At 33.6% G+C, this 18565-nt stretch carries 13 protein-coding genes; 12 read left to right on the top strand and 1 reads right to left on the bottom strand.

What is annotated here, in order from left to right; translation table 11 throughout:
• The first annotated feature begins 25 nt into the window (after window positions 1-25).
• From uvrA to A5893_RS16455, 5 genes are all read left to right on the top strand, one after another.
• Window positions 26-2884 (top strand): excinuclease ABC subunit UvrA, encoded by a 2859-nt coding sequence (uvrA, locus tag A5893_RS16475; RefSeq protein ID WP_068823683.1) that lies wholly within the window; start codon window positions 26-28, stop codon window positions 2882-2884.
• A 49-nt stretch (window positions 2885-2933) separates the two neighbouring features.
• Window positions 2934-3137: a hypothetical protein gene (locus A5893_RS16470; protein ID WP_068823682.1), complete on the top strand. Its 204-nt coding sequence runs from the start codon at window positions 2934-2936 to the stop codon at window positions 3135-3137.
• Between the two features lie 200 nt (window positions 3138-3337).
• Window positions 3338-4081, top strand: coding sequence for a 3-oxoacyl-[acyl-carrier-protein] reductase (gene fabG, locus A5893_RS16465; RefSeq protein ID WP_068823681.1), 744 nt, complete (start codon window positions 3338-3340; stop codon window positions 4079-4081).
• A 122-nt stretch (window positions 4082-4203) separates the two neighbouring features.
• The gene (locus A5893_RS16460) at window positions 4204-6288 is read left to right on the top strand and encodes a hypothetical protein (RefSeq protein WP_068823680.1); all 2085 of its coding nucleotides are present in this window, start codon (window positions 4204-4206) and stop codon (window positions 6286-6288) included.
• On the top strand, window positions 6275-6892 hold the full coding sequence (locus A5893_RS16455; RefSeq protein WP_068823679.1) for a trimeric intracellular cation channel family protein: 618 nt from the start codon (window positions 6275-6277) through the stop codon (window positions 6890-6892). Before A5893_RS16460 ends, A5893_RS16455 begins: the two co-directional genes overlap by 14 nt.
• 150 nt (window positions 6893-7042) lie before the next feature.
• On the opposite strand, the gene A5893_RS16450 is transcribed toward A5893_RS16455, so the two are convergent.
• Window positions 7043-7609, bottom strand: a complete 567-nt coding sequence (locus A5893_RS16450) for a hypothetical protein (RefSeq protein ID WP_068823678.1) — start codon at window positions 7607-7609, stop codon at window positions 7043-7045.
• A 137-nt stretch (window positions 7610-7746) separates the two neighbouring features.
• Here A5893_RS16450 and A5893_RS16445 point away from each other — a divergent pair, with 137 nt between their 5' ends.
• The 7 genes from A5893_RS16445 to A5893_RS16415 all read left to right on the top strand — a co-directional run bounded on the left by A5893_RS16445 (window position 7747) and on the right by A5893_RS16415 (window position 18550).
• Window positions 7747-8718, top strand: coding sequence for a polyprenyl synthetase family protein (locus tag A5893_RS16445; protein WP_068823677.1), 972 nt, complete (start codon window positions 7747-7749; stop codon window positions 8716-8718).
• The gene (locus tag A5893_RS16440) at window positions 8719-9765 is read left to right on the top strand and encodes a TerC family protein (RefSeq protein WP_068823676.1); all 1047 of its coding nucleotides are present in this window, start codon (window positions 8719-8721) and stop codon (window positions 9763-9765) included.
• Between the two features lie 190 nt (window positions 9766-9955).
• Complete coding sequence (locus tag A5893_RS16435) at window positions 9956-11770, top strand: alpha-amylase family glycosyl hydrolase (RefSeq protein WP_068823675.1); 1815 nt, start codon at window positions 9956-9958, stop codon at window positions 11768-11770.
• A 309-nt stretch (window positions 11771-12079) separates the two neighbouring features.
• On the top strand, window positions 12080-12901 hold the full coding sequence (locus tag A5893_RS16430) for a hypothetical protein (RefSeq protein WP_068823674.1): 822 nt from the start codon (window positions 12080-12082) through the stop codon (window positions 12899-12901).
• A gap of 45 nt (window positions 12902-12946) precedes the next feature.
• Complete coding sequence (locus A5893_RS16425; protein ID WP_068823673.1) at window positions 12947-14428, top strand: glycine-rich domain-containing protein; 1482 nt, start codon at window positions 12947-12949, stop codon at window positions 14426-14428.
• Window positions 14429-14532: 104 nt separating this feature from the next.
• Window positions 14533-15609, top strand: a complete 1077-nt coding sequence (locus A5893_RS16420; protein ID WP_068823672.1) for a polysaccharide deacetylase family protein — start codon at window positions 14533-14535, stop codon at window positions 15607-15609.
• 16 nt (window positions 15610-15625) lie between these two features.
• Window positions 15626-18550, top strand: a complete 2925-nt coding sequence (locus tag A5893_RS16415) for a glycine-rich domain-containing protein (RefSeq protein ID WP_068823671.1) — start codon at window positions 15626-15628, stop codon at window positions 18548-18550.
• Window positions 18551-18565: the final 15 nt, after the last annotated feature.

Genomic DNA, 18565 nt, shown 5'->3' with positions numbered 1-18565 from the left:
TTTTATAAGCAGAGAAAGCTTTTTTATGGATAACAAACATATTGACCTTGGCGAACAAAGTGAAGTTGAAGTTTACGGAGCTAGGGTACATAATCTAAAAAACATTGATATATCTTTTCCACGTAATAAACTGGTAGTAATTACTGGTTTAAGCGGTTCTGGGAAATCTTCTTTAGCATTTGATACCATTTATGCCGAAGGTCAACGCCGATATATGGAAACATTTTCTGCATATTCTAGGCAGTTTATGGGCGGTATGGAACGACCAGATGTAGATAAAGTTTCTGGCTTAAGTCCGGTGATCGCTATAGAACAAAAAACAACTTCCAAAAATCCACGTTCTACAGTTGGTACCATTACTGAGATATACGATTTTATGCGTTTGCTTTTTGCCAGGGTTGGTGATGCTTACTCTTATAATACTGGCGAGAAAATGGTTAAAATGTCTGAGGACCAGATATTAAATCAAATTCTGAAACAATTTGATGGCAAGCCAATTAACATTTTAGCTCCAGTTGTAAAAGGGAGAAAAGGGCATTATCGCGAACTTTTTGAGCAAATTAGAAAACAAGGATATTTAAAAGTAAGGGTTGATGGGGAAATAGTTGACGTTGTCCCAAAAATGCAATTGGACCGTTATAAAATCCATGATATTGAAACTGTTGTAGATCGTTTAATTGTATCTGAAAGTGATAAAAAACGTCTTTACACTTCAATTCAATCTGCTTTAAAAATTGCTAAAGGAATTATAAAAGTATCTGACAAAGAGAATAATAGCTATCATTTTTCTAAGTTTTTGATGTGCCCAACTACGGGTGTTTCTTATGATGAGCCTCAACCAAATTCTTTTTCATTTAACTCGCCTTATGGCGCTTGTCCAGAGTGTGATGGTTTAGGATATATTTTTGATGTGGATGAGGAATCTGTTATCCCAAATAGAAAACTGAGTATTATTAATGGTGGTTTAGCTCCTTTGGGCGATTATCGTGAAACTTGGATTTTCCAGGTAATCAAAGCATTAGGAAAAAAATATGGATTTTCTTTATCGCAACCCATTGAAAAGTTAGAATCAAAAGCAATTGATATTTTGCTACATGGTATTGATGAACTGATTACCGTTCCAGTTGAATATAATAAGTGGAATGTTCAAAACTATCAAATTCAATTCGATGGAATCATCAAAATGTTGGAGGAGCAAAATGATAAAAAAGGTGATAATGCTAACCACGATTTAGAAAGTTTCAGGGTATTAAAACAATGTCCTTTATGTGAAGGAGCAAGGCTTAAAAAAGAATCATTACACTTTAAAGTGGATGAAAAAAATATCTTCGAATTAGCTTCAATGGATATTACGAATTTGCAGAGCTGGTTTGAAAACGTTGAGGACAGATTAAGTGAGCGTCAAAATATCATCGCTAAAGAAATTTTAAAAGAAATAAGGTCGAGAATTGGGTTTTTAGTTGATGTTGGTTTAGTCTATTTGACTTTAGATCGTACAGCAAGAACGCTATCTGGTGGCGAAGCACAGCGTATCAGATTGGCAACGCAAATTGGTTCCCAATTGATGAATGTGATGTACATTTTGGATGAACCATCCATCGGTTTGCACCAAAGAGATAACGATAGATTGATTAAAGCTTTAAAAAATCTTCGTGATTTAAGCAATACTGTTTTAGTGGTAGAGCATGATAAGGATATGATCTTAGAAGCTGATTATGTGATAGATATGGGTCCGGCAGCTGGCGTACATGGCGGACAAGTTGTAGTACAAGGCACTGCCGCTGAAGTTTTGGCTTCTCATACTTTAACAGCTTCTTATTTAAATGGGGAAAGAGAAATTGCGATTCCTGAGAAAAGAAGGGAAGGAAACGGAAAAGTTTTGTCACTTAAAAAAGCAAATGGAAATAACCTCAAAAATGTAAGTGTAGATTTTCCCTTAGGAAAACTGATTTGCGTTACTGGAGTTTCTGGAAGTGGAAAATCTACTTTAATTGGAGAAACTTTATATCCCGTTTTAAATAAGCATTTCTTTAGAGCAAAGAAAACGCCCATGCCTTTTAAAGAAATTAAAGGTTTAGAACATATTGATAAAGTAATTGAGATTGATCAAACCCCAATTGGGCGTACGCCAAGATCCAATCCATCGACTTACACAGGCGTTTTTTCTGATATCAGAAATTTATTTGTCGCACTGCCAGAATCACAGATTAGAGGTTACAAACCTGGCCGTTTTTCTTTCAACGTAAAAGGAGGAAGATGTGAAGTTTGCCAAGGTGGTGGAATGAAAGTGATTGAAATGAACTTTTTACCGGATGTACAAGTGCCTTGTGAAGCTTGTGGCGGCAAACGTTATAATCGTGAAACTTTAGAAGTTCGTTTCCGCGGAAAATCAATTTCTGATGTGTTGGATATGAGCATTGAAGATGCGGTTAATTTCTTTGAAAATATTCCCTCTATTTATCGTAAAATAAAAACTTTACAGGATGTTGGTTTAGGTTATATCACTTTAGGTCAGTCTTCTACCACACTTTCTGGTGGAGAAGCACAAAGGGTTAAATTAGCAACAGAATTATCTAAAAAAGATACTGGAAATACATTTTACATATTAGATGAGCCAACTACAGGTTTACATTTTGAGGATATTAATGTGCTTTTAGGGGTTTTAAACTTAATAGTAGATAAAGGAAATACAGTTTTGGTTATTGAGCATAATTTAGATGTGATAAAAGTAGCTGATCATGTAATTGATTTAGGACCAGAAGGTGGTTCTGGAGGTGGAAATATTCTTTATGCTGGTGCACCTGAAGGTTTAATTAAGGTGAAAGAAAGCTTTACAGGGTTATTTTTGAAAAAAGAGTTAGAAAGTATGGCTAAGGTTAAATAGATTTTTTCTTAAATTTATAGAAATCATTTTTTTTAAGAGAATTATCAAAATGAAATATAAACAATCAATTATTCTTTCAAATGTCGCAGAATCTGATGCTAATTTTGAAAAGGCGGAGTTGGATTCCTTTAGAAGAGTTTTGAAAACATCTTATACAGAAAGATTTTATGTAATGACTCGCTTAATGAAAATGGATATAATGTTAAGAAACGCGAAAATTACTCATCAAAAAGATGATAGCCAAATATTATAAATCTCCGTCATGTCGACGTTAGGAGACATCACACAAATAAGTTTAATATTTGAAAAGTAAACTTTGCAAATGAGATTTCTCGTTACTCGAAATGACTGCAATTAGAGGATAAATATTCATTTAGAGATTATAGAAACTTTTTATCCTTAACCATTTTCTAAAAAATCTCTATTTTCACACCAAATTATATTACAACAATCATGAAATTATTAGAAGGAAAAACCGCTTTAATTACTGGCGCATCTAAAGGAATAGGACGTAAAATAGCAGAAAAATTTGCAGAACATGGTGCTAATGTGGCTTTTACTTATTTATCATCGGTAGAAAAAGGAGAAGCTCTTGAGCAAGAACTACAAAGTTTTGGGACACAAATAAAAGGTTATCGTTCTGATGCTTCTAAATATGTGGAAGCAGAGCAATTGATAAATGATATTGTTGCAGACTTTGGCACTTTAGATATTGTGGTAAATAATGCAGGAATTACAAAAGACGGATTGTTGATGCGTATGAGTGAGGAAAATTTTGATGATGTAATAGAAGTTAACTTAAAATCAGTTTTTAATACAACAAAAGCTGCTTCAAAAATTATGATGAAAAACCGTAAAGGTGTTTTTATTAATATGAGCTCTGTTGTTGGCGTACAGGGAAATACTGGTCAGGCTAATTATGCAGCATCAAAAGCTGGAATTATAGGCTTTACAAAGTCGGTGGCCAAAGAATTAGGCTCTAGAAATATACGTAGCAATGTGGTTGCTCCAGGGTTTATCCGTACGGAAATGACAGAGGTTCTAGATCCAAAAGTTGTGGAAGGTTGGGAAAAGGATATTCCGCTTAAAAGGGCAGGAGAGACGGAAGATATAGCAAATGTTTGTGTGTTTTTAGCTTCGGATATGAGTGCTTATATAACTGGGCAAGTTTTGAGTGTTTGTGGAGGAATGCTTTAGGAGAGCAAAGATTTAAAGATTAAATAATAAAGATATAAGAGTGGAGTTTTACTTCGCTCTTTTTTGCAAATCAATTTTTATTTCCTTTCCAAAACATAAAACCTCATATTTACTCATTAAATATGCCTCTATTATTCTCATTACTTTTTAACGATTTAAGCGCTTGGTTCATAATACCTTGTTTAATACTGGGTTTTGGGTTTGCCTGGTTATTATATCGAAAAAGTAACCATGAAAATAAAAATTTAAAAGCCATATTATTTACTGCAAGATTTATCCTCATCAGTCTATTAGCTTTTTTATTGTTGTCTCCGCTTTTAAAATCTATTAAGCAAAGGTTGGAAAAACCGCTTATTATCATTGCACAAGATGCTTCTGCTTCTATTGCTTTTGCCAAGGATAAGAGTTTTGATACCTTAAAATACCATCAAGATTTTAAAAAGCTGGCTTCCAGTCTATCAGATAATTATGATGTTAAAATTTTAAATTTTGGTGATGGGATCAATAACGATTTCAATTTTAAACAAACCCAAAAGCAAACAGATTTTTCACAACTTTTCAATTATATAAAAGATCAATATCCCAATCAGAATATTGGGGCTTTAATCTTAGCATCTGATGGAATTTATAATCGTGGTGCAAATCCAATTTCTGATATAAAAAAACAATTATTTCCAATTTACACCATTGCTTTAGGAGATACCATTCCCAAAAAAGATTTAATTGTTTCTCCCATCAATTATAATAATTTGGTGTATTTAGGTAATGATCATGAAATAGAAATACCTGTTTCCTCATATATGGCTAAAGGTTTAAATTCTACTTTGAAAATCAACACTAATGATGGTCAGTCAAAAAACATTGCTTTAAGTATCGATAAGGATAATTGGAACAAAACATTCAAAATCAATTTAGAAACAAAGAAAAAAGGCATTCAAAAAATTGTTATTCAGGCTAGTACAATTAAAGATGAATTAACTACAGAAAATAATACGCAGACAATTTTTGTGGAGGTTTTAGATGGAAAAGAAAAAATCTTGATTCTGGCAGACGCTCCACATCCAGATATTAGCGCCATAAAACAAGCTATAGAAAGTAATAAAAATTATGAGGTAAAGGTGGCTTTCGCCGATGATTTATTAAAAGATATAAAGGATTTTGGATTGATTATCTTTCACAATCTTCCTTCTAATGAACACCCAATCAATCAAGTTTTTGAGCAAACAACTCAAAAATCTAAATGGTTTATTATTGGTACGCAAACCAATACATCGGCTTTAAGCCAAAAACAGAATTTGTTAAATGTAAGTGGTAACAATGCTTCACAAGATTATTTAGCGGCTTTAAATATGGATTTTACCGCTTTTAGCTTAAGCGATGAAAGCAAAATTTATTTAAATTCATTAGCTCCTTTAAATGCTCCTTTTGGGAATTACAGCTTAAAAAACGCCGGATTAGTTTTGTTAAACCAACAAATTGGAAATGTAAAAACAAACGCTCCTTTGTTAGCTTTTGGCAATGATGCTGGTGTTAAAACTGCTATTTTAACGGGTGAAGGAATTTGGCGTTGGCGACTTGAGGATTTTAAAAAAAATGAAAATCATAATGCTTTTGACGAACTAATTTCAAAATCTGTACAATACTTAAGTGCAAAAAATGATTTAAGAAAGTTTAGGGTTTACCCAATAAAAACAAGATTTGCAGATAATGAACAGATTATTTTAAATGCAGAACTTTATGATGAAGCTTATAATCTGAATAATGAGCCTGATGTAAGCATTGATTTAAAAAGTAAATCAGGAAAAAAATATAGTTTTCAATTTACAAAAATAGGAAAATCATATCAGTTAAATGCAGGATTTTTACCGGCGGACGAGTATACTTTTGAAGCGAAAACCAAACTCGGAAAAAATCTATTCAGTGCCAACGGGCAATTTTTAATAGAGCAAATAAACATTGAATTAATGCATACTACAGCAAACCATCAGTTATTATATAATATGGCGAATGCTAGTGGCGGACAAATGGTTCAACCAAAGAATCTTTTAAGTTTAGAAGAGCTAATTCCTAAAAACGAAAAAGTAAAAACCATTAGTTATGAAGAAAAGAGTTACGATGCTTTAATTAATTTAAAGTGGATATTTGCTTTAATCATGCTTTTATTAAGTGTTGAATGGTTTTTAAGAAAAAGAAATGGCGCTATATGATTTAAATGTTGGAGAGGTAATCACAGTTCTCGGAACTTTTTCATTTGCTGTATCTGGCGCTTTTGCAGCCATGCAAAAAAGGCTGGATGTTTTCGGTGTACTTATTATTGCTTTTGCAACTTCGGTTGGAGGCGGTACTTTAAGAGATATTTTAATTGGCGATACTCCTGTTTTTTGGTTAAAAAATGCCAATTATTCTTTGTTGATTTTAATTACAGGAATATTAGCCATGATATTTTGGAAGAAAATTAAAATGTTAAAAATCACCTTATTTCTTTTTGATTCATTAGGGTTAGGATTTTTTACAGTTGTCGGTTTACAAAAAGGCTTAGCTTTTGATTTAAGTCCAGGTATTTGTGTTGCCCTAGGCACTGTAACTGGTTGTTTTGGAGGAATAGTTAGAGATGTTTTGTTAAATAATATCCCGCTTATTTTTAGAAAAGAAATTTACGCAACTGCATGTATTATTGGCGGTTTGGTTTATCTTTTATTGAGATATCTAGACTTGGATGAAGCAATTGTGAAATTTACCGCGGTAGCTGTTGTTTTTTTGATTAGGATTGTTGCAGTAAAATATCAATTATCTTTGCCTCGTATTTATTGATTTTTTGCAACTATTTCAAATTTTCCGCCACTAATTTCACTAATAATCACTAATCTGAAACGATAAAAATATTTAACAAATCTGCGTCAAATAAGATTTATCCTGTTAATTTTAAAATCTGGCAAATCAAGATTCAGACAAATTAAATTTCTACCTGGAAACCCAAGTTCCAATTCCTAAACCAAATGACATAATTTTTGGTTTACCGTTAACAAGTGCAAAACCATCTATTTCTTGATAATTATAAATAGCTTGTAAAAAATATTTCGATTTTTTCCTTGTGGTAAGAATTGCACCAATACTCGCTTCATAATTTAAGCCTTTATCATAACCATCAAAAATCCTCACAGCATAACCAGCACCACCTTTAATAAAAAAGTTAAGGTCATCATCACTAATCGGTTTTAATAATTGATGTAAGTTTCCACTAAAACTTAACGTATTAAAATTTACTCCGTTGCTACTATTGGTATTTCTAAAAGTTGCGTTTTCTAATCCAATTCCAAAACCAGTTTGCGGGGTTCCCAAACCAAAAACAGTTTTTATATGTAAAGAATTTATCTTTTGACTAAGAACTGCGTCATTTAGGCCAAAAGTATAACTCAAAGAACTCCAATTAAAAAATTTAAAATCAGTTTTGATTTTTTCCTTTTCTTGTGCAAAAATTTTATTACCTATCAAAAGAGATAATAAAATGGAGAAGAATATTTTTTTCATTGTTTAATTTTAATTTAATGAAGTAAAGATATAGAATTAGCACATAAACGTAATTAAAGCATGATGATTACATTCCCTTAATCGGGTTTTTTACATTATGTTTGCAAACCTTAATAAAGACTGCTTGTTTTTTGGAAATGCTGAAATTAGATCAGATTAAAAAACCCATAGAAAAAGAGATTGACGCTTTTGAAGAGAAGTTTAAAGCTTCAATGCAAAGTTCTGTTCCGCTTTTAGATCGCATCACGCATTATATCGTAAAGAGAAAGGGCAAGCAAATGCGACCAATGTTCGTTTTCTTTTCTGCAAATATTTGTGGCGGCATTACTGAATCTACTTATAGAGCTGCATCATTGGTAGAATTGTTGCACACTGCAACTTTAGTACATGATGATGTGGTAGATAATTCTTTTGAGCGACGTGGTTTTTTCTCTATCAATGCTTTATGGAAAAATAAAATCGCGGTTCTGGTAGGCGATTATCTTTTAGCAAAAGGTTTACAACTTTCTGTTGATAATAGTGAGTTTAAACAGCTAAAAATCGTATCCGATGCTGTACAACAAATGAGCGAAGGCGAATTGTTGCAGATTGAAAAGGTTCGTAAAATGGATATTAGCGAAGCCATTTATTATGAGGTAATACGTCAAAAAACAGCTTCTTTGATTGCATCTTGTTGCGCTGCAGGTGCTGCTTCTGCTGGTGCCGATGATGAAACCGTTAAACTGATGCATTCTTTCGGAGAAAATATCGGAATTGCTTTTCAAATAAAAGATGATTTATTTGATTTTGGCGTGGATGATGTAGGTAAACCCAAAGGAATTGACATCAAGGAAAAAAAAGTAACTCTTCCGCTGATTTACGCTTTAAACAAAGCCGATAAAGCAGAAAAAAAGAAAATGATCAATTTGGTTAAAAACCATGATGATGATCCTCAAAAAATAAGTCAAATTATAAATTTTGTTCAACTAAGTGGTGGTTTGGCTTACGCCGAGGAACAGATGATGAAATATCAAGCAAAAGCATTTGAAATCATTTCTAAATTTCCTGAATCAGCATCTAAAACAGGATTAGAGCAATTGGTACGTTTTACCACAGAGAGAAAAAAATAAATGAGTCACGAATTAATTTTCTTTGGGGCATTTACCCTGTTTATCATATTAATGCTATCGCTGGATTTAGGGCTTTTTCACAAAAAAGATAGTCCGGTAACCCTAACACAAGCAGCAATCATGAGTGCGGTTTGGGTATCTTTTGCTATTGCTTTCTATTTCTTTTTAAAAACAGAAGGGCAACAACTTCATAATATTATAAACCAAACGCAGCTAAGTCAGATTGTTAAAGACAATCAGCATAATATTACTTTAAACTCTGGCAATTTTCAAGAGAACTTAAATAAGTATAATGATAACCTAAGCTTAGAATTTATCACGGGTTATGTGATAGAATACGCTTTATCGGTGGATAATATATTTGTTATGGTTTTGATATTTACCGCTTTTGGAGTAAATGAAAAATACTATCACAGGGTATTATTCTGGGGAATTTTGGGTGCAGTTGTGATGCGATTTATCTTTATTTTTTTAGGTGCGACGCTTATAAATGAATTTGGTTGGATATTGTACATTTTTGGTGCCTTTTTAATTTACAGTGGCGTAACTATGTTTCTGAGTCGTGATGAAGATGAAAAGATTGACCCCGATAATCATAAAGTAGTAAGATTAGCTTCTAAGTATTTTCCTGTCCATCCAGAATATGTGGGCAATAATTTCTTCCATAAAAAAAACCATAAATTATTTATCACCCCATTATTTTTAGTTCTGTTAGTTATAGAATTTACCGATGTAATTTTTGCGGTAGACTCTATTCCAGCCATTTTTGCGGTGACTAAAGATCCATATATTGTTTTCTTTTCTAACATATTTGCAATTTTAGGTTTGCGATCTATGTTTTTCCTTTTGGTAAACGTGATAGATAAATTCCATTATTTAAAAACTGGCTTAGCAGTTCTTTTAGTATTTATCGGCGTAAAGATGCTAGCTCACCATTGGTTAGTTGCATGGGGATTTACCACTGTTGACTCTCTTTTTGTCATTTTAGGCATTCTAACTGTTAGCGTTGTAGCTTCTTTAATTTTTCCAAAAAAGAAGAATAGTTAAATAGACTTAAAGAAAATAAATTATAAAACTTCAATCTGCTTGATAGGTTAAATTATGAAAATCATTTAATCCTGTAAATCAAGCTTCATAAATTTTTTCATCCCTAATTTAAGATATTAAACTTCATCATATTTCTTGTAAAGAAAGTATTGGCTTAAAATTAGCTTATCTTTTTTTATAAAATTAATTTATGCAATCAGATATAGAAGAAAAAATTAATATTAGTGGCATGGGTGCCATTTTACATGATAAGGGAGTGTTTTTTAGAGTATGGGCGCCACATGCAAAAAAAGTTTTTGTAATGGGTGATTTCAATAATTGGACATCTAATGAACTAGAATTAGCACATGAAGACAATGGATATTATGGAGGCAATGTAGAAAACGCAAATGTTAAAAACGAATACAAGTTTGTTATCATTACGCAGGACTATGAGGAGCTACCTAAAAATGATCCATATGCAAGAGAGATGACCAATTCCAATGGTAATTCTGTTGTTTACGATAATGGTAGTTTCAATTGGGACGATGATGAATCATTTATGCCTTACTGGAATGAAGCTGTAATTTATGAACTTCATTTAGGTACTTTTAATGTTAAAGAAGAAGGAAAACCGGGAGATTTTTATACGCTGAAAGAAAAGATTCCTTATTTAAAAGAATTAGGTATTAATGTGATAGAAATAATGCCACCCTACGAGTTTCCTGGAGGTTTTTCTTGGGGTTACAATCCGTCATACCCTTTCGCTATAGAAAGCGAATATGGAGGACCAGATGCACTAAAAGAATTAGTTAAAGAAGCTCATAAAAATGGAATAGCAGTTATGTTAGATGCTGTTTACAACCATTTTGGTCCATCAGATTTAGATTTATGGCAGTTTGATGGTTGGAGTGAAAATGATAAAGGAGGAATTTATTTTTATAATGATTGGCGTTCAAATACACCTTGGGGAGACACCAGGCCTGATTATGGGAGGGAAGCCGTTCGTAATTATATAAAGGACAATGCCCGAATGTGGTTAGAAGATTTTCATATTGATGGATTGAGGATGGACATGATTCCTTATATAAGAAATGTCAATGCAGATGAAAATCCAGATGGGAAATTAGAGGAAGGATTAATTATGTTACGGGATATCAATCAAGAAATTACAGAGAAATATCCATATAAATTAACAGTTGCTGAAGATTTACATAAATTAAATTGGGTTACAGATAGAGTAGGAGATGGAGAAGGTTTAGGATTTGGAAGTCAGTGGGATGCTGCATTTGTACATCCAGTTCGTAAATTGTTGACAGTTCAGCATGATGAAGATCGAGATATGAATGTAGCTGCTGAAGCACTTCTTCATCAATATAGCGGAGATTATTTTAGGAGAGTTATTTATACTGAATCTCATGATGAGGTTGCGAATGGAAGTGCAAGGGTTGCAGAAGAAATTGCTGCAGATGATGTAAATAATTGGTATTCTAAAAAACGGGCTTCATTGGGCATGGCTATGGTTTTAACTGCACCCGGAATACCAATGATATTTCAAGGGCAAGAACTCCTTGAAGATAAATGGTTTTCTGATACTGATCCTATTGATTGGAGCAGGCTAAAAGAACTAAAGGGTTATCATAATCTGCATAAAGATTTAATAACATTAAGAAGAAATTTATCTGGTGTTACGGCTGGTTTAACCGGACAGCATATTCAAATTATCCGAACAGATAATGAGCAAAAAATTATAGCTTATCAGCGATGGAAAGATGGCGGTATTAAAGATACTACAGTTGTAATCTTGAATTTTTCTGGTAATGATAAAGTTGTTTATAGAATCGGTTTCCCATCGGCAGGACTATGGAAAGTAAGGTTTAATTCAGATTATAAAGGTTATAACGAAGAGTTTGAAAATTACCAATCTTATGATGTTGAGGCTTTCGCCGAGGCTTGTGATGGATTTGAACATAGCGCAGAAATTTCTATAGCTCCTTACACTGCTTTGATTTTATCGCAAGATTAATTGTTTAGTTAACTAGCAAACAAAAAAGCTGAAAGATTTGAAAATCCTTTCAGCTTTTTTTATTCAAATTTTAATTGCTTGATAGAATCCTTATCCAAGGCATTTCACAATGATTTTAATATTTCCCTCTTTAAGTTTAAGATTTTCCCCTCTTAAAAAATAAATCAATGTTATTTTTATAAAACAATTATAAACCGATTCGACCAATTTTATTCAATTATTTTAATTAAGCACTGTTTAATTAATCTTGATTCCATGAAATAACAATCGTGATTTATAAATTTCTGTAAACCAATTTATTAACCAATTATGAATAAAAAAACCTTACTTTTTATTTCATTAGTAGCACTTGCTTGTTCGGCTAATGCACAATCGCAAACCTGGAAATATGATTTTGGAGAAACGGAGGCTACATTTAATCCAAATCCAGGTCAAATTTCCACATCATTTTTACCTAAGCCAGGTTTAAATACTTCCAAAACCTTAAAACAGGTAGCTAGAGTTCGTACAGGTTCAGACGGAACAGGCGAGCTTAATTTAGTAAAAACTGGGGCAAATTTTATTAAAGGAGTAGGATTAGAAATAGTACCAGCAGTAGCTAATTCTAAATTCTCCATCTATAATATTGAAGGTACAGCATTATCAAGCATGTCCTTTCAAATCAAGTTTGATGGCTCTAACATAGGTCAATTTATGTTTGCTAATGGTAATTCCACGGATAAAGAAGATTTGTTTCAAGGAAATTCTAACATTAAAGAAACCAATACTGAGATTTTTGTAGGCTTGAGATGGAATTTAACCGAAGCTAATGAAATCAAGTTTTATAACAGAGTTGAAAATAAATGGATAGGTGTTAAAGGGATTTCTTTTTTAAAAAATACTGAATACAATATTGAAGTTTTTAGTAACAATTCTTTAACAGAAGAAACCTATAAAAAAGAAGGAGACCATATCTTAAAAGCAAATACTTATGAAGTTTGGGTAAATGGCAAAAAAGCTATCACTAGTGTTGGAGGTTTAACTCCTGCAGCTATAATTAATGCCTTTACAATTGTGGGTTACAAACCTAAAGACACAGAAGTTAAACCAAAACTATGGGTTGATAATTTAACCTATTCAGATCATTTATAAAATCCAATTAAATAATAAACTAATAAACATTTAAAACCAATTAACATGAAAAAATTATTACTAACATTAATGCTATTTACAATTGCAACATTTGGGTTTACACAAACTGTAGAAACTTTTACTACTCCTGGCACTTTATCTTGGGTATGCCCGGCAGGTGTAAACTCAGTAAAAGTTGAAACTTGGGGCGGTGGCGGCGGTGGCGGTGGTGTCTCTAATGTCGCAGGTCGAGTTGGCGGCGGCGGTGGCGGCGGGTCTTATGTTATAAACACCAATGTAGCTGTAACTCCAGGAATGACGTATACTTTTGTAGTAGGTGCTGGCGGTATTGCTGGTACTACAACTCAGGTAACTAATTTCGGGCTTCCAGGTGGTTTTTCGAGATTTACAGGTGATGCAATAACGGTAACTGCAAGTGGTGGGACTGGAGGCAGTGGAGGTACTACCGCAGTGCCTCAAGGTAAAGGTGGTGTTTTAGGTGGTTTATATGGGTTTAATAATATTGTTGCAGGAACAGCTTCATATACTGCAGGAACTACAACGGTTACTATTTCTGGTGGAGGGGGAACAGGAGCAGTAGCTGCCATTTCTACTGCTAGTAGTACGGTCGCAAATGTTGCACCTACCAATATGGGATCTAGTTATACAAGTGCCCCAAGTATAGTTATTACAACATCAGGTTCAGGTACTGGCGCTAGTGCATCAGCATTGGTTAATCCAGATATTAATGCAGGAGGAACAATTACATTAGGGCAAAATGGATCAAACGCTACAACTACAGATAGCGGAGCTGGTGGTGCAGGAGCAATGGGTGGCGCAGGTGGCGCTTCTGTTCCACTAGCTGTATCAGGAAGTACTTCAGACGGTATTCCTGGTATTGCCCCTGGCGGCGGCGGCAGCGGGTCTACTACCAATACTACTACAACTAAAGCTGGTAGTCTTGGCGCTGCTGGACAGGTAAAATTGACTTATACTTCCACTTTACCAGTTTCATTAACCACTTTTACTGCTCAAAAGCAAGCAGCTGGTGTCCAGTTAAAATGGAACACATCATCCGAACAAAATAATTCTCATTTTGATATTCAAAGATCTGTTGATGGTATTAACTTTTCTGACATCGGTAAAGTAAATGGAGCTGGAAATAGCAATACTTCTTTAGATTATTCTTTTACAGATAAAAGTCCATTATCAGGTACAAATTATTACCGATTAAGCCAAGTGGATTTTGATGGAAAAATAACATTATCAAATCCCCTTTCGGTTAATATGGGCTTCAGTAATTCAAGCATGACGGTTTATTTATCAACAAACTCATCTAATATAAATATTAATTTATCTACAGATAGAGCTTCTGCAGGGCAATTAATTATCTATAACATCGGTGGCCAAAAAGTATATGAGCAAGATTTATCTTTAAATAACGGTAGTAACGATTTATCTATTAACCTACCAAATGCAGATAAAGGCGTTTTCGTTGCAACTTACACAAATGGTGCGCAAGTTTTGAGGACTAAATTTGTTAGATAACATACTTAATAATTATTTAAAGAAAAATGATTTAGCGATTAACTGGTAGATAGAATTATATCTACCAGTTTTTCTAATTCAAAATTTACTACCTCAAATTTAAGATGAAAAAATTAGTTGCACTTTGTTCTTTATTGATTGCTTCAATTATTGCTAATGCCAATTTTGGAATTAAAAGGGATAATTTTTTTTTAAAATCTCATACAGTGCTTTTTAAAAATAAGTTAGAAAAAAATAAACTTAAGATTTTTTTAAAGCTGGATGATTTTGATGCAAAGAATGGAAATAGTGCTGCCACACCAACAATGGACTATTTGTTGAGCAAAAAAATTAAAGCCGCAATTGGTTTTATTGCCATTAGATGCGATGAGTCTGCATTGAGTGTTTATGCACCTTACCTTAATGCGAAAAATAATAAAGGAGAGCAACTCTTTGAGGTTTGGCATCATGGTTTAGATCATATTAATCCAGAATTTGATGGGAAAAATTACGATTATCAAAAAGCTCATTTTGAACAAGCAGATAAATTAATGAAAGATTTATTTAGGCTTCAAATGCATTCTTTTGGTGCTCCATTCAATCACAATGATGCTACTACAAATACAGTAATTTCAGAAAATCCAAATTATAAGATTACCATGTTTAATAAACCAGCCGCAGATTCTCAATCAGGAATTTTAAATCTGGAGAATAGGGTAAATATGGAAATAGCCACAGGTAAGCCAGATTATGAGGCCTTTGTTAAAAACTACAATAGCAAAAAAGGTTCTTATACAGATTATATGGTTTTACAAGGCCATCCAAAATTTTGGAAAGCAGAAGAATTAAATCAGTTTATAAAAGTTATAGATTTTCTAATCTCCGAAGGATGTGAATTTGACTTGCCATATAATTATTATCAGTCTATAAATTCAAAAACAACCAAGCCAAAGCAAACGCAAAAAATAACTTTCGATGCTTTATCGGTAAAAAAAATAAACGATTTAGATTTTGATCCAAAAGCAAAAGCCAGTTCTGGTTTAAAGGTTTTATACAATAGTTCTAATTCTACGGTAGCTACAATCCTGGACGGAAAAATTCATATAGTTGGAGCAGGTACAACTGTAATTACTACTTCACAAATGGGTGATACAAAATTTAATTCAGCAGATTATATTTCTCAAACCCTAAAAGTTGATTAAAATTCTCATCTAAAATATGAAACAGATTTTTAAAAGTTTGCTATTATGTATTGTGATTACAATAAGCACTCTGTCTTTTAATTATGCACAGACATCATCATTAGTTTCTTTGGATGGCCAAGGAAAATTAGTTTACAATGCTGATGCAAAAGGTAATAAAGTGCCAGATTATAGTGGTATTGGTTATAAAAATAGTGAATCCATTATACCAACTATTCAAGTAGTAAAAACTGTTAATGCAATTGTTGGCGATAATTTAAGCAACATCCAATCAGCTATAAATGATGTAGCAGCAATGCCTATAGATGCTAATGGATTTAGAGGTGCAATTTTATTCAAAGCGGGAACCTATAATATCAGCGATGCAATCAATATAACAGCAAGTGGTATAGTTTTAAGAGGAGAAGGAAGCGGAACACATCTTATAGCCACTAAAACTTCACAATTTGATTTAATAAATTTCAAAGGAGCCTTAAGTACTGGAATATCAAGTTCAAGCATTAAAGCAATAACTGATACCTATGTGCCTATTGGCACAAAACAGGTAACGGTTGTAGCTGGTCATACCTTTACTGTTAATGATAAAGTCTTTTTTCACAGAATTCCTAATCAAGCTTGGATAAGCTTATTAAAGATGGATATTTTGACCACTTTGCCTGGTGCAGACGGAACAACGACAAATTGGCAAGCCGCTGATTATGATATTTATTACGAAAGAAAAGTTGTTGCTGTAAGTGGGAATCTTATCACTTTAGACGCACCTGTAATGGATATGATTGATCCAACTTATGCTACTGCCGAGTTAATGAAATTTAATGATTATAGAATAGAGAAATGTGGTATAGAGTATATGAAAATCTCTTCTACTTATGCTTCTTCTACAGATGAAAATCATGGATGGTCAGCTATTGTGTTTAATAATATTACGAATTCATGGGCTAAAAATATCGACGTTTATTATTTTGGATATTCGGCTGTAGAAATCCAATCTAAGGCAAGTTTCATTACTGTTGATGCTTGCAAAATGCTAGATGCAAAATCAACAATTGATGGTGGAAGAAGATATTCTTTTGAAATTACCGGACAACGATCTTTAGTGCAAAATTGTGTTACAAGAAATGGAAGACATGATTATGTAAATGGAAGCAGAACCGCTGGGCCTAACGTTTTCTATAATTGTAATGCTACGCAACAGATTAATGATATTGGTCCACATCACCGTTGGGCTACAGGAATTCTTTTTGATAAAATCACCGGAAACGGAAATATGAATGTACAAAACAGAACCGTTTCGGGTTCCGGACATGGATGGGCGGGTAGCCAAATCATGTATTGGAATTGTAAAGGAAATAGAATGGCTATTCAAGATCCACAAGGAGACCATGTGAATTGGTCTGTAGGTTTTATCGGTACAATAACCAATGTTGGCGATATGACTACGGAGCCTTTAGGAATAGTAGAATCTAATGGGATAAATATTGTTGCAATTCCGAGCTTATTTAAGGCTCAGCTTAACGAACGTTTACTATCAGCTTCATTACCTGTTAGTTCTGATTTAATTTTTAATAGTTCAACTACATGGACTTGCCCATCTGGTGTGAATTCTGTAGAAGTAGAATGTTGGGGAGCGGGTGGAAGTGGCGGCACAGCTACGGGAACGTTAGGAAGAGCAGGAGGCGGAGGTGGAGGTGGATCTTACGTAAAAAATGTTGTAAGCGTAACTCCGGGCGTAGTTTATACAATTACTGTAGGTATTGGTGGAGTTGCTGGAGCAACATTATCTGCAAATTGCAGTGGTAAACAAGGTGGTAAAACTGAATTTTCTGGTCCATCTATTACAGCCGTTACTGCTTCTGGTGGTGCAGCAGGAACTGGGGCAAATTCTCATAACGGAGGCGGCGTAGGTGGTATTTTGGGAGGAATTTATGGTATATCTATAGCAAATGTGGGTAGCGGTTATTCAGGAACACCTACTGCAACTATTTCAGGTGGGGGTGGTAATGGTGTTACTTCAAAAATATCAATATCATCTGGTGCATTAAGTTTTATTACTGCATTAAGTCAAGGTTCAGGCTATACAAGCGTACCAACTGTTGCAATTATTGGAAATGGAATTAATGGAACAGCAACAGCTTTAGTCAGTTTAGATTTAGATGCAGGTGGTTCAATTATTACTAAAGGTGTAGATGGAAATGACGGTGTTTTTGCTTCAAATAGCGGAGCCGGAGGAGATGGTGCAAATGGAGGTTCTGGAGGGGATGCCTTAGCAGTAGAAGCTTTAGGTATTGCTGGCGTAGCCCCAGGTGGAGGCGGCAGCGGTGGATATTCTTCTGGTAATTCTAAAGTTGGGGGTGTTGGTGCAAATGGTCAAATTAAAATCACCTATTTAACAACTTTACCCGTTTCGTTAACGTCATTTACAGCTCAAAAACAAGCTTCAGGTGTTCAGTTGAAATGGAATACCTTATCAGAAAAAAATAATTCTCATTTTGATATACAAAGATCAACAGATGGTGTTCAGTTTTTAAATATTGGTAAAGTGAATGGATCAGGTAATAGCAGTGCATCATTAGCTTATTATTTTATTGATAAAAGCCCAGCATCTGGCATAAATTATTATCAATTAAGTCAGGTTGATTTTGATGGTAAAACTTCGTTATCCAATCCAGTTTCGGTAAATACAGGTTTCATTAATAGCACTATTCATGTTTTTTCTATACCACACTCAACTAATTTAAATATTAATATTTCTTTAGAGCAAGCTTCATCAGGGCAATTGGCTATTTATGACCTAAACGGAAGAAAGGTTTTTCAGCAAGCGGTAACTTTAAATAAGGGAAATAATGACTTTGTAATTAGTATGTTAAATGCAGATAAAGGTGTTCTTATTGCAACGTATAGCGACGATTTGCAATTATTAAAAAAGAAGTTTATTAGATAATTTTTTTAGTCAAAC

The organism is Pedobacter psychrophilus (assembly GCF_001652725.1).
GTDB classification, from domain to species: domain Bacteria; phylum Bacteroidota; class Bacteroidia; order Sphingobacteriales; family Sphingobacteriaceae; genus Pseudopedobacter; species Pseudopedobacter psychrophilus.
The sequence above is the reverse complement of the archived record's forward strand: the minus strand, read 5'-3'. Positions and strand labels throughout refer to the sequence as shown.

Bases quoted from the DNA above. Each gene is read 5' to 3' on its own strand.
- uvrA (WP_068823683.1), top strand. From the start codon at position 26: ATGGATAACAAACATATTGACCTTGGCGAACAAAGTGAAGTTGAAGTT.
- A5893_RS16470 (WP_068823682.1), top strand. From the start codon at position 2,934: ATGAAATATAAACAATCAATTATTCTTTCAAATGTCGCAGAATCTGAT.
- fabG (WP_068823681.1), top strand. From the start codon at position 3,338: ATGAAATTATTAGAAGGAAAAACCGCTTTAATTACTGGCGCATCTAAA.
- A5893_RS16460 (WP_068823680.1), top strand. From the start codon at position 4,204: ATGCCTCTATTATTCTCATTACTTTTTAACGATTTAAGCGCTTGGTTC.
- A5893_RS16455 (WP_068823679.1), top strand. From the start codon at position 6,275: ATGGCGCTATATGATTTAAATGTTGGAGAGGTAATCACAGTTCTCGGA.
- A5893_RS16450 (WP_068823678.1), bottom strand. From the start codon at position 7,609: ATGAAAAAAATATTCTTCTCCATTTTATTATCTCTTTTGATAGGTAAT.
- A5893_RS16445 (WP_068823677.1), top strand. From the start codon at position 7,747: ATGCTGAAATTAGATCAGATTAAAAAACCCATAGAAAAAGAGATTGAC.
- A5893_RS16440 (WP_068823676.1), top strand. From the start codon at position 8,719: ATGAGTCACGAATTAATTTTCTTTGGGGCATTTACCCTGTTTATCATA.
- A5893_RS16435 (WP_068823675.1), top strand. From the start codon at position 9,956: ATGCAATCAGATATAGAAGAAAAAATTAATATTAGTGGCATGGGTGCC.
- A5893_RS16430 (WP_068823674.1), top strand. From the start codon at position 12,080: ATGAATAAAAAAACCTTACTTTTTATTTCATTAGTAGCACTTGCTTGT.
- A5893_RS16425 (WP_068823673.1), top strand. From the start codon at position 12,947: ATGAAAAAATTATTACTAACATTAATGCTATTTACAATTGCAACATTT.
- A5893_RS16420 (WP_068823672.1), top strand. From the start codon at position 14,533: ATGAAAAAATTAGTTGCACTTTGTTCTTTATTGATTGCTTCAATTATT.
- A5893_RS16415 (WP_068823671.1), top strand. From the start codon at position 15,626: ATGAAACAGATTTTTAAAAGTTTGCTATTATGTATTGTGATTACAATA.